General features: G+C 40.8%; 15 protein-coding genes. 7 read left to right on the top strand and 8 right to left on the bottom strand.

Annotated elements, in window-relative coordinates:
- Positions 1-14 precede the first annotated feature (14 nt).
- The gene (locus MTTB_RS03480) at positions 15-533 is read right to left on the bottom strand and encodes a metal-dependent hydrolase (protein ID WP_248565119.1); all 519 of its coding nucleotides are present in this window, start codon (positions 531-533) and stop codon (positions 15-17) included.
- A gap of 289 nt (positions 534-822) precedes the next feature.
- Between MTTB_RS03480 and MTTB_RS03475 the strand changes: the two genes are divergently transcribed.
- The 4 genes from MTTB_RS03475 (at position 823) to MTTB_RS03460 (ending at position 3,786) form a co-directional block, all read left to right on the top strand.
- Positions 823-1,140: a DUF4064 domain-containing protein gene (locus tag MTTB_RS03475; protein ID WP_248565118.1), complete on the top strand. Its 318-nt coding sequence runs from the start codon at positions 823-825 to the stop codon at positions 1,138-1,140.
- 4 nt (positions 1,141-1,144) lie between these two features.
- Complete coding sequence (locus tag MTTB_RS03470) at positions 1,145-1,585, top strand: FxLYD domain-containing protein (protein WP_248565117.1); 441 nt, start codon at positions 1,145-1,147, stop codon at positions 1,583-1,585.
- A 360-nt stretch (positions 1,586-1,945) separates the two neighbouring features.
- A complete protein-coding gene (locus MTTB_RS03465) occupies positions 1,946-2,086 on the top strand; it encodes a helix-turn-helix domain-containing protein (RefSeq protein WP_248565116.1) in 141 nt (46 codons plus the stop codon).
- 677 nt (positions 2,087-2,763) lie between these two features.
- A complete protein-coding gene (locus tag MTTB_RS03460; protein WP_248565265.1) occupies positions 2,764-3,786 on the top strand; it encodes an adenylosuccinate synthetase in 1,023 nt (340 codons plus the stop codon).
- On the opposite strand, the gene thiD is transcribed toward MTTB_RS03460, so the two are convergent.
- The 4 genes from thiD to proS are packed head-to-tail and all read right to left on the bottom strand — an operon-like array spanning position 3,781 to position 7,316.
- Positions 3,781-4,524: a bifunctional hydroxymethylpyrimidine kinase/phosphomethylpyrimidine kinase gene (gene thiD, locus MTTB_RS03455; RefSeq protein ID WP_248565115.1), complete on the bottom strand. Its 744-nt coding sequence runs from the start codon at positions 4,522-4,524 to the stop codon at positions 3,781-3,783. The genes MTTB_RS03460 and thiD overlap by 6 nt on opposite strands.
- 4 nt (positions 4,525-4,528) lie before the next feature.
- Positions 4,529-5,200: a 2-phospho-L-lactate guanylyltransferase gene (gene cofC, locus MTTB_RS03450; RefSeq protein ID WP_248565114.1), complete on the bottom strand. Its 672-nt coding sequence runs from the start codon at positions 5,198-5,200 to the stop codon at positions 4,529-4,531.
- A 21-nt stretch (positions 5,201-5,221) separates the two neighbouring features.
- A complete protein-coding gene (locus MTTB_RS03445; RefSeq protein ID WP_248565113.1) occupies positions 5,222-5,902 on the bottom strand; it encodes an ARPP-1 family domain-containing protein in 681 nt (226 codons plus the stop codon).
- Positions 5,903-5,915: 13 nt separating this feature from the next.
- Positions 5,916-7,316 carry a proline--tRNA ligase gene (gene proS, locus MTTB_RS03440; protein ID WP_248565112.1) on the bottom strand — a complete coding sequence of 467 codons (1,401 nt, stop codon included), beginning with the start codon at positions 7,314-7,316 and terminating at the stop codon, positions 5,916-5,918.
- Positions 7,317-7,464: 148 nt separating this feature from the next.
- On the opposite strand from proS, the gene MTTB_RS03435 reads away from it, so the two are divergent.
- Genes MTTB_RS03435 through rpiA form a run of 3 tightly spaced genes read left to right on the top strand, consistent with a single transcriptional unit; the run spans position 7,465 to position 9,630 of the window.
- Positions 7,465-8,511 carry an NAD(P)-dependent glycerol-1-phosphate dehydrogenase gene (locus MTTB_RS03435; protein ID WP_248565111.1) on the top strand — a complete coding sequence of 349 codons (1,047 nt, stop codon included), beginning with the start codon at positions 7,465-7,467 and terminating at the stop codon, positions 8,509-8,511.
- Positions 8,512-8,949, top strand: a complete 438-nt coding sequence (locus tag MTTB_RS03430; protein ID WP_248565110.1) for a UPF0179 family protein — start codon at positions 8,512-8,514, stop codon at positions 8,947-8,949.
- 18 nt (positions 8,950-8,967) lie between these two features.
- Entirely contained in the window at positions 8,968-9,630 is a 663-nt protein-coding gene (rpiA, locus tag MTTB_RS03425; protein WP_248565264.1) for a ribose 5-phosphate isomerase A, read from the top strand.
- Here the strand turns inward: rpiA and MTTB_RS03420 are convergent.
- From MTTB_RS03420 to MTTB_RS03410, 3 genes are read right to left on the bottom strand one after another with little or no spacing between them, the layout of a single operon-like run.
- Positions 9,627-10,439 carry a metal ABC transporter permease gene (locus tag MTTB_RS03420; protein WP_248565109.1) on the bottom strand — a complete coding sequence of 271 codons (813 nt, stop codon included), beginning with the start codon at positions 10,437-10,439 and terminating at the stop codon, positions 9,627-9,629. The two genes, rpiA and MTTB_RS03420, sit on opposite strands and share 4 nt — an antisense overlap.
- A 10-nt stretch (positions 10,440-10,449) precedes the next feature.
- On the bottom strand, positions 10,450-11,193 hold the full coding sequence (locus MTTB_RS03415; protein ID WP_248565108.1) for a metal ABC transporter ATP-binding protein: 744 nt from the start codon (positions 11,191-11,193) through the stop codon (positions 10,450-10,452).
- A 13-nt stretch (positions 11,194-11,206) separates the two neighbouring features.
- Positions 11,207-12,055: a metal ABC transporter solute-binding protein, Zn/Mn family gene (locus tag MTTB_RS03410; protein WP_248565107.1), complete on the bottom strand. Its 849-nt coding sequence runs from the start codon at positions 12,053-12,055 to the stop codon at positions 11,207-11,209.
- Positions 12,056-12,076: the final 21 nt, after the last annotated feature.

Raw genomic sequence — 12,076 nt, 5'->3', positions numbered from 1 at the left:
TGGGACTTTCAGGATTATTGTGTGTTCTCCCTATTTTTGGTTGTTGTAAGTAGTGTGATGAAAAGGAGCATTGATGTTATCCCAAAGCCTGATATGATCCCTCCGTATGTGTTAAAACCTGTTTCGAGTCTGGTGTAGGTTACTTGTATAGGTGGGCCTGTGAATGAAAAACTGGGGTTGGTGAATGATATCTTCAGGGGGAATTCTATTATTAGGCCGATGTTAGTGAATGGGTAGAGTGGGAATATTGGGGAGGCGTCTAGGAGGTCTAGTAGGAGATGGGAGAGTATGAAGAAGGCTATTATACTCGTATAGGTCCAGGATCTTTTGGTGATTTTTTCGATTATAAGGATTGGTAATATGATGATTGTTAGTGTAATAATGGAATGTAGGATGCCGGGCAATCCTATGACCTTGTCGAGGTCTGGTAGTAGGCCTAGAAAGGCTAAGGTGAAGGTATAGTATGGGTTGAGTTCTTTTTTGAGGAAATATGCTATTGTCAGGGGTATGAATATGTGGGCTAGTATGTCCATTGTATCCTCTCTAACAGCATTATATTCTCCTATTTTTTGATATTCATTATGCTTTGGGGGTGTGAATATGATATTTTAACATTTCTAAGTTTTTGGTGAATATATAAGAGTTGCTTTGTGTATCCGTATTTGGTATCGGTTTGTTTTATTTTTATATTGGTTATTAATATTGGACATGATTGCCTTTTTATTCATACTGTTTTATTATTTGATAATAACTACATTTATATACTAGATACTTTAATATTTTGTATGTACAATATGATGGATATTGTAGAGGGTGATTGAATTGGTTGAAGAGATGCGGACTTCTAGGATACTTGAAATGGTGCTTGGGATAATTGGGAGCATATTCGGACTCCTTGGCGGTCTTTTTGCAATCTTTTTTTCGGTGTTTGCATCAGAGGTGCTCTATCTTGGTATAAGCGCAGTGATGGCATCTATCCTGGGTATAATAGGGGCCGTTTATGTGCGTGAAAACCCAAGGAATGGTGGTATAATCTTGATTGTAAGCGCTATATGGCTCCTGATAAGCATATCAGCATTCGCGATCCCAGGGACCGTATTTTTAGGTATAAGTGGTATTTTAGCCATTATAAGGAGGTGAAATTATGGAGAAACTAGCGCCTCTAGTATTATTGGTGCTTGTAGTGGCTGCTTGTGGATGTGCATCAGAGGAGACCAGCAATTTAACATCAGAAGAGACCAGCAATTTAACATCAGAAGAGACCAGCAATTTAAAAGTAGAAGACCTTAAAGTAGTGCCGAAAGGCTATGGCTTTTATACTGTAACCGGTCAAATAACACCCTCAACAGACTTTGATTATCTCGAGATCGTGCTTAAATGGTACGATGCAGAAGGTAAAGTCGTAGGAACTGATCCGCTTGCATGGAACACTAACAATGCCAAGGCAGGGGAAACTATTAAGTTCAGCGCATCATCATACGTAGAGGGGGGTACACCAGCGAAGGTCGATATAATGATATCTGACACTCCTTTCTCAGGTGGATATGAAGATTCAACTATCTACAAGACCACCATAAACGTCTAATTCTATTCCCATTCCTTCTTTTTTATGAAAAATAGTGGAACATCACAGAAAACTCAAAAAAAAAGAAGAATAAAAAAGAGTACATGCCTTACCAAAATGGCTTTAAACTTCGCAGTTTTAGTTAAAAAAAGTATATGATGCCTCTTGGAAGTTATTTTTAAAGAAGGTGATCATCTCATTTGGCTTTAACTTTTTTAGCGGGAAGTCCCCCTCCAAGGGGGATGAAAGCCTATATTTTTATTAGTTGTAAAAATAATACTATAAACATGAAAAAATATGAACTTGATAGGGGAGCGTATTCTGTCTATGCTCTCCAGTATCATTTTGTGCAATGCGTAAAGTATGTGGAGAAGCAAGGAAATGCTCGGCTACAAATTCCGCATTTACCCATCGAAAACAGTTGAAGATAAACTACTTGAACATCTTGACCTTTGCAGGTGGCTCTACAACCGCCTACTCCAAGAACTAAACGAAACCAGAACAGAAACCAACCCCCAATGACACACAAAAACTCATAGTCAAATTAAAAAATGAAGAAAAACCAGAACCTAAAAAAGTCTACAGTAAAGTCTTGCAAATGGTAAATTATCAGCTCTGGAGCAATATCAGAGTCCTTTCTAGGTTGAAGAGGAATGGTAAAAAGGTGGGAAGATTAGGCTACAAAGGAAAAATGGTACAAGACCATGAATTATAATCAATCGGGGTTCAAGCTTGAAGGAAATAAGCTTATTTTATCAAAAATTGGAGCTATAAAAATTAAACTACACCAACCAAAAAAGGAAATGATAAAAGGCGTGATTATAAAGCGTGAGAGAATAGGAAAAGTGGTTCGTGATCCTCCAAGTTGAAGACAAGCCAGAGCCATTGCCAAAAAACAGGAAAAGCCACCGGTATAGGGATAAAACACTTCCTAACAGACAGCAGAGGAAGACAAATAGAAAATCCAAAACTTTATGAAAAAACACTTAAAGGGATAAATAACACATGCAAAAATAGGAATCCACTATTCTCTTCTTTATTTTTTAGACTGAGGGTATAAAGCCAAATTTTTAAGGCTATTTTACCTCTTTTATCATGGTGACTGTGAGATGTGGATAATTGTTGGGATGGGAAAATTTTTTATTAATCATCTCCCTAATATAAGAGAGGCAGAATAAAACAATTGGGAGATCATGAACATGACATGTACTGTGCTAGTAGGTGGCGGATGGGGTGACGAAGGTAAAGGGAAATGTATAACCTACCTTTGTTACCATGATAAACCATCCATAATCGCCAGGGCTGGTGTAGGACCCAACGCAGGGCACTCAGTAGAATTCAAAGGCGAAAAGTATGCCTTAAGACTTACACCATCCGGTTTTGTTCATAGAGATGCTAAGCTGTTAATTGGAGCTGGTGTACTAATAGACCCCGAAGTCTTCCTCTCTGAAATGGAAAATCTGAACAAGTATAATGTCAAGGGGAGAACCTTCATAGATCATAGATGCGCCATCATCGAAGAAAAGCATAAAATCCAGGACAGATCATCTGATTACCTGTCAAAGAAGATAGGGAGTACAGGTACAGGTTGCGGTCCTGCAAATGCGGAACGGGTTATGAGAACAGCTAAACTTGCAAGGGAAATACCTGAATTAGAAGAATATTTGACTGACGTCCCCCTTGAAATAAACAAGACCCTTGATGAAGGCAGTGATGTTTTCATTGAAGGTTCACAGGGATTTGGCCTTTCACTCTATTATGGGACCTACCCATATGTCACTAGTAAGGACACTACCGCAAGCACGGCCGCGGCTGATGTGGGTGTCGGGCCAACCCGTATAGACGAGGTTATCACGGTATTCAAAGCATATGCTACCAGGGTGGGTAAGGGACCGTTCCCTACGGAGATAAGCCAGGAAGAAGCCGAGAAGATGGGCTTGGAAGAGTATGGTACTGTTACTGGTAGGAGGAGGAGGATAGGCCTTTTTGACATGGACATGGCAAGGGAATCATGCATGATAAATGGTGCAACCCAGATAGCGGTTACTTGTGTTGATCGTCTATATCCAAGATGTGAAAGGGTCCGTGAATATTCCAAGCTCTCAAGTGATGCTAAAAGGTTTATCGAGGAGATAGAGGATGCTACGGGGGTTCCGGTGACTATAATATCCACTGGCCCGGATCTTGAGGATACTATTGATTTGAGGAGTGAACTTTTATAATCTCCAGAATTGGTTGAGGGTCCCCCAGTTGCCATGGCGTATGGCTTCCTTCACGAACCTTGTAGCCATTTTTATACTCTCTTCTAGGCTATAGCCTCTTGTTAGGTGGGCGACTATAGCCGCTGAAAACGAGCACCCGCTTCCATGGGTGTTCCTGCTTTTTATTAACTTTTCTTCGAAGATTTTGATTTTACCATCGAAGAATATGTTTTTACCCTCTAGGTGGCCTCCTGTGATTATTACATTGCATTTTCTGCCTATTTTCCTAGCGGCTTTTTCGGCGTCTTTGATTGTTTTTATACTCATATTGGATAGTGCTTCGGCTTCTTGTAGGTTGGGTGTTACTAGTATAGATTCTTTGAGTAGGTGTTTTTTAAAGGCTTTTATCATCCCTTTCATTGCTAGTGGCGAGCCTGACTCTGCTATCATCACAGGGTCAGCGACTGTTTTAAGCTTGTATTCTCGTATCTTCCGGGTGACTGTTTTTATTATGTCCTCTGAGTATAGCATTCCTGTTTTTGCATATTCTATGGGTAGGTATTCCATGATTAGGTCTATTTGTTCTTCTATGAAACTTGGAGGTAGGGGGTGTATGCCAGCGACTCTATTAGGATTTTGGGCTGTTAGGGCTGTTATGGCAGCCGTCCCATAAACTTTGAGGGCTGAGAATGTTTTAACGTCGTTTAGGATGCCAGCGCCGGCGGATGGGTCGAATCCGGCGATTGTTAATGCGATCATCTAATTACCCTTCTTTTTCTATTTGGAGTCTTTCAGCGCCCCGGGATGGTTTTACTTTTAGTTTAAGATCTTCTAGGTAAGATTTTGTGTAGGTGTTTTTTCCATGGAGTATTATCTCCCCGAGGTCTTCGGCTGTGTTAACATCTAATGATAGGTAGAATGAATCATAGATTTTGATGGAAAGGTTCAGCCTTTTAGCCTCTTTTATATGTTTGAAGAAGCTGCAGTCCCCGAAGCGCAATTTTATAGTCCCGGGGGGGAATAAGAGGGCGTTTGTCCCACCACCCTTGGCAGGGGCTATTATCATATCATATTTTCTCGCGTCTTGGATTAGGCTTTCTAGGTTGGTTTTGCCGATGAGCGGCACATCTGAGGGTACTATTATGATTTTATCACATTTGGATTCGCACCATTTGACTGCCTGTTCCAGGGCCCCGTTGAGGTCTGTTTGGCCCTTTTCTTTAAGTGTTTGGACTCCTAATTCGTTGGCGAAGTGGAGAACTTCCCTGTCGGCGCTTATGACAATTAATTCATCCACATTTTTTTTCAGGCTTTTTGTAACGTCTTTTAACATGACCTTTAGGAGGTTCTCTCTTTCTGATGGTGAGAGAGTTGGTGAGAGTCTTGTCTTTGCATGTGCGAATGCTGAGACTGGGATGATTCCATAAATTTTCATGTTCTTTGGTCTCCTCTAGTTTTATTTTAGTCTGAGGAATTCCATGATTTCGTCTAGCCAGTTTTTGCCACTTGAAAGGATTGTGCTGTTTATGTTTATGGAATTTAATTGTTCTTCGGTTAGGTTGAATTTTGCCATGAGCTCTGCCTTTGTAAATGAAAGGTTTTCCTTGAATTGGTAGAAATACATGTTGTTTGCTTTTACTGTATAGTAGACTTCTCCACGGTATATGTCAAAGTTGGATCCTCTTGCCAGTAACCATATTTTTAATTGTGTGTTAAATGCTTCTGAGGGGTTTTCCGGGTTTGATGATTCTATGACCTCCTGTATCATCTCCGGGGCTTTATCTGACACGTTTAGTTGGCTTCCTTTAATGGCGCTTTGTTCTGGTTCGATACAATAGGCTGGTATTGTACTGTTACTCCTTGGAGGTATTATCTCGTCTCTTGCGATTACAAGATCTTCTGATTCTGGGTTGGTTAGGATGGTCCCCTTTTCCACTCTTACTGGTTCTTCACTGTTGGTGGAGATAAGTACTTGGTGGGGGATTGTACCAGCAGAGGTTATCTGGGTTATATTAACATTTCCTTTATCATATGCTTCTTTGAGGGTTATACCACCATGGTGGAGGTAGCAGAGGGATCCTAGGCCTCCTGCGAAGATTATTATGAGGCTTATTAGGATCAGGACCCTCAAGTTCATGGTCTATTCTCCTTTAGTATGTTTTAGCTAGGAAAGCTTTATGTTCGGCTTCTTTTCCACAATTTATACAGGAACTTTTTTTCTCAGCTTCGGTTATCCCGAGGATGTCTACTTTTATTTTTTCTTCTATGCTTTTCCCGCATTCTTCATCTCCGCACCATGGGAATGAGATTATACCCTTCTTTTCCTTTATTATTTTTTTCGCTTCTTCGAGGTTGGTGGCTGTTCTTATATTATCTTGCATTTTTTTCCATGCTTCTTCTCTTAGCGTCCTAGTAATATCGTGAAGTATTTTATCTGTTTCTTCTTCTAGGTCTTCTGTTTTTATTTCAATTTTTTCTTTGGTATCCCTTCTTGCAACCACCACAACATTCCTTTTAAGGTCTCTTGGGCCGATTTCTATGCGGAGTGGCGCTCCTTTCATCTCCCATTCGTAATATTTTCTCCCGGCCCTTATATCCCGGTCATCTAGTTTCACTCGGAAACCAGCATCCTTTAACTTGTCCCTGATTTTTTCACAAGCTTTCATAATTTCTTCCGTTTCTTCTTTGAAGATTATTGGTACTATGATTATCTGGTATGGTGCGACTTCTGGTGGTAGGCGCAGGCCTGATTCGTCTCCGTGGACGGCTATTATGGATGCTATTATCCTGTCAGATAATCCGTAACAGGTTTGGTATGCGTATTCATGTTCACCTGTGGGTGTTTCAAATTTTATATTGAAGGTTTTGGAGAATGTTTGTCCAAGGTTGTGGACGGTTGCGATTTGTAATGTTTTACCATCTGGTAGTAGTGTGTCAAATGCTATTGTATAGTCAGATCCTGGGAATTTGTCCCAGGGTGGTCTCTTTGTTATAATATAGGGTATGGCTATGGTGTTGAAGAACTCCTTGTAGAGTCTGATAGCCTCTTGGACTTGTTCTTCGGCTTCTTCCATTGTTTCATGTACTGTATGGGCTTCTTTGAATGTTGTGATCTCCCTTACACGTATAAGTGGCCTTGTATGTTTTGTCTCATACCTGAAAGTGTTAACTATCTGGTAAATCCGCAGGGGGAGGTCTGTGTGGGATCTTATCCATAATGAGAACATGGGGTACATTGCTGTTTCACTAGTGGGTCTGAGTGCTAGTTTTTTGTTTAACTTTGTGAGTCCCCCGTGGGTTATCCAGTAGACTTCATCCTCGAAACCTTTCACGTGTATTGATTCCTTTTCAAGCTGGTCCTCGGGTATTAGGAGTGGGAATAGGGTTTCCTGATGGTCCCGGTCTAGGATGTTTCGGAGAATTTCTAGGGTGTGTTTCCGTAACTGGAAACCGTAGGGTAACCATACATTCATGCCCTTGATGGGATATCTTGAATCGATTATTTCTGCCTCCTCTAGGATATTATGGAACCATTCACTGAAATCTGTCATTTTCATCCACCATTCTAGGTTAATGTGAGGGTCTTGGAAACTCCTATAGTTTTTTTTTTCTCCAAAAATATTTTTATCAGTAAATAAAGATCTTCAATGGTGAAAGATTATTTTATCTCACTACTTAAAGCTGTTGTTTGTGATGGAAATGAATCCAAGGAAGATAGAATTGCCAATGGAGATACACACTGGTCCGGGTGTGATAAAAAATACAGGGATTATATGTAAAGATCTCAGATTCAAGGGTAAGGTTATGGTTGTCACAGGGTATAAGACTTTTAATATAGCTGCCAAGGATGTTATAGGCAGCCTTGAAGCCGAGGGTTTCGAAACTGAATATGTGAAGGTTAAGGAAGCTTCAATGGAATCCGTTATGATGGTCAAGGAAAACCTTGAGGACATGTCACTAGTATTGGGCGTAGGTGGTGGTAAAGTTATAGATGTTGCTAAGATGGCAGCAACCCTCGCAGGTTTGTCCTTTATAAGTGTACCTACTGCAGCCTCTCATGATGGTATAGCCTCTCCTAGGGCGTCGATTCGTGATGGTGAAAGAGGATCGGTTTCCATGAAGGCAACATCACCTATCGGCGTCATAGCAGATACGGATATAATAATCAAAGCCCCCTTTAGACTCCTTGCCTCGGGTTGTGCTGATATAGTATCTAATTATACGGCCATACTAGATTGGAAATTGGCCCACAGACTCCTTAATGAACGTTATAGTGAATCTGCGGCGGCACTTTCACTCATGACGGCTAAGATGATTATCAAATCTGCTGATGCGATAAAGGAGGGTCTTGAGAGGAGCGCGCGCCTGGTTGTCAAGTCTCTTATAAGCAGTGGTATAGCTATAAGTATAGCGGGTACCAGCAGACCCGCAAGCGGCTCCGAGCACAAATTCAGCCATGCACTTGACAGGATAGCCCCTAAACCAGCACTTCATGGTGAACAATGTGGAGTTGGCACAATAATGATGATGCACCTCCACGGGGGGGATTGGAGATTCATAAAAGATGCTCTGAAAAAAATGCACGCACCCACAACAGCCTATGAGCTCGGCATAGAACCAGAGTATATAATAGAGGCCCTTACAAAAGCTCATACTATCCGCAAGGAGAGATATACTATCCTAGGGGATAGGGGACTTACAAGGGAGGCTGCCGAGAAACTCGCGAAAAAAACGGAAGTGATATAGTTGATAACATTAATAGGAGAAAAGCTTGCAAAGAAAGGTTTAACCTTCATATACCATGGGCCGGCAAAGGCTTGTGAAGATTGCAGATATAAATCAGTGTGTATCGACCCCCTCGAGACCGGCAGAATCTACAAGATAAAAGAGGTGAAGGAAACGGAACATACATGTCCAATACATGAAAATGGAAAAGTCAAAGTTGTTGAGGTTGAAAAGGCTAACATAGAAGCATTAATAGATGCTAAAATGGCATTTGAAGGGTCTGTAATATTATTTGAAGCCCCTGAATGTGATGAAGAATGTAATATGAGGAGTTTATGCTTCCCAGAAGGTTTAAAATCCTCAAATAAGTGTAAAATCAAAAAGAACCTTGGCAGGTTCGATAAATGCAAAAAAGGCTACAAGCTGAACAAGGTCCTCCTTGAAATCATTTCCAGATAAAAATGGTGTCGGATCATGATGAATTTGAAAAAAATGGTCGCATATAAAGTCGCCGAGGAGATAAGAGACGGGCAAGTGGTTGGTCTCGGCACGGGCTCCACAGCACGATACTTCATAGAAAGGGTGGGTATGCGCATAGAAAAAGAGGAACTAGATATACTAGGAGTACCCACCTCCTATCAATCATTATTCCTTGCAAGGGATTGGGAGATCCCCATCACCAGTATAATGGAGCATGATGTTGATGTGGCCGTTGACGGGGCTGATGAAGTTGACAAGAACCTTAACCTTCTTAAGGGTGGTGGGGCGGCCCATACACAAGAAAAGATCATAGATTATTCAGCAAGTGAATTTATTGTTATAGTGGATGATTCTAAACTCACAGATAAACTAAAAAGGCCAGTACCAGTAGAGGTTATACCGGCATCTTCTCGTCTCGTATGTGAAGAACTAAATTCTATGGGGGCTGAAGTCAAGATCAGAATGTCCGATGCAAAAGATGGGCCGCTGATCACTGATAATGGAAATTTCGTTATCGACGCAGATTTCGGGCCTATTGACGATCCACCAGGACTAGAATATGAGATAAACAATATCCCAGGGGTCCTAGAGAACGGCATATTCTCGAGGGGCGTTGACAGAGTGATAGTAGGTACAAGGGATGGGATAATAGAACTCTAAAATGAAAAATCAAGTGTTAGCCTTTTCCCAATATAGGCGGCGATAAAGAATATTGCTAGTATTATTACTATCGTGGCCCCAGAGGATACATCAAGGATGTATGAAATCCATAAACCTGTTAGTGTGAATATTATCCCGATTATTGATGATAAGACCATCATCCGGAGGATTTTGAAGGTGAATTGTCTTGCGGTTACAGCTGGGATGGTGAGAAGTGCTATCACGAGGATTATACCAACCACCTTTATAAGGATCACGACACTTAAAGCTACAAGTGTTAAAAGCAATAGATAAAAAAGGTTCACAGGAACTCCTATAACCTGTGAAAATTCTTCATCAAAGGATATGGCGGTGAATTCCCTATTAAATAAAAGTACACTTGATATTATAACCAGGTCTAATATTAGCATCATCCAAAGATCTGCTCTAGTAACCGTTAGTATGTTACCAAAAAGATAACTGAAGATGTCACTGGCATAACCAGGAGTCAAACTTATGAATATTACACCCAGGGACATTCCAACTGACCATAGTATCCCAATAGCAGTATCCTCACTAATCTTAACCTTTCTCGTGGTGAATCCCATGAGGAAAGCTGCTATGATACTAAATGGTATCGCTGTAACCACTGGATTGATGCCAAGGAAATAACCGAGGCCAACCCCCCCAAATGCTGCATGTGATATACCCCCACTTAGGGATACTATCCTTTTAATTACGATATAGGTGCCGACTACTCCACAGGCTATGCTAACGAGTATTGCTGCTATGATCGCGTTTTGCATGAACTGATATTCAAGACCTAGCATAATAGTCACCTTAATGTTCCCTTAGAACCCTGTGGGGTATCCCATGGGCTATCAGTTCTATTGGACACTTATAAACATCCTCAATAGATTCCAATGCTTCCTTTGGGGGTCCGTGAGCGAATAATCTCTGGTTTAAGCATGCGATCCTGTCAACATGGGCTGCGACTGTCCCTATATCATGGGATACCATTACAATAGTCATTTCCTTTTTAAGTTCATCTAGTAATTCGTAGAATCTTTCCTGGAATAGGGGGTCTACACTACTTGTCGGCTCATCTAATAATAGAAGTTCACCCTCCCTCACAAGGGCCCTTGCAAGGAATACCCTCTGTAATTGGCCCCCTGAAAGATTATCCAATCTTTCATCCTTTAAGTTGATGATATCCAACCTTTCAAGCCATTTTTCCACCCTTTCCCTGTCTTCTTGGGTGTAACCTTGGAGCGGGGCGTGGTAGCATCCCATAAGCACTGTTTCAAAGACATTTATTGGGAAATCTGTGTCAAAGTGGCGTCTTTGTGGGAGATAGCCTATTTTTTCCCTTGCTTGTTCGGGTTTAAGGCCGAATACTTTGATGTTTCCACTGGTTGGTCTTAGGAGACCTACTATTAGCTTGAGTAGGGTTGTCTTACCGCCACCGTTTGGGCCTATGATGGCTAGGAATTCGTTCTTGTGAATTTCAAAGTTTATATCCTCTAATATTGTCTTGTTATCGACTTTGTAGTAGAGTTTTCTAATTTTAACCGCTTTATCCATCTTATCATCCAATTCAGATACTTTTGAGTGTTTGTAGCATTTTTTCCATGTTTTCTATGTAGTTTTCTGCGAGTGGGTCTATGGTGACTATCTTTGCACCTATTTCATCTGCTATGGCTTGGGCGCTTTGTTTGTTGGATTGTGGTGATACTATTATAATCCTTATATTGTCTTTTTTGGCTTCTTGGATGATTTTTGCGAGGGTCTGGGGTGATGGTTCTTTGCCTTCTCTTTCTATTGTGATCTGTTCTAGTTTGTAGTCTCTGCAGAGGTAGGTCCAGGCGGGATGGTATACTAATATTTTTTTGTTTTGTTTTCCTGTGAGGGTTTGGTTGAATTGTTCATCTAATTTTTTGAGCCTTGTAACGTATTTGTCCTTGTTCTCAGTGTAGTATTCTTTGTGGTTCGGGTCTTCTTCTATGAGGGCCTTGTAGATGTTTTCAACTATTATGATAGCGTTTCGTGGTGATGTCCATATGTGTGGGTCTTCTTTCATGAGTTTTATACCCTTTGAGCAGTTTATTATTTTTATGTTTGGGTTTTGTTCTTTTAGTCTTTCCATCCATGTTTTTTCGAATTCTATTCCTGAGCCTATTTGGAAGTAGATTCTTGCTTTTGATAGTTCTCTTAGTTGGCTTGGTTGGGGTTCGTAGGTGTGTGGGTTTGCTCCTGGGGGTACCATTACTATGACTTTTACTTTGTCTCCACCTACTGCTTCTATGAATTCTTTTTGGGGCATTATTGATGTTGCTACTATTATTTTTTCTTCTGGGCTTGTTTCTCCCATTTTACTTGTTGTATATAATAGTGTGCATATTATGATGGCGATTAGGGTTAGGATGAATATTCTGGTTTTTTTCATTGGTAGATTTTTATTGGTTTC

The organism is Methanothermobacter tenebrarum, from assembly GCF_023167465.1.
Taxonomy (GTDB): Archaea; Methanobacteriota; Methanobacteria; order Methanobacteriales; family DSM-23052; genus Methanothermobacter_A; species Methanothermobacter_A tenebrarum.
The sequence above is the reverse complement of the archived record's forward strand: the minus strand, read 5'-3'. Positions and strand labels throughout refer to the sequence as shown.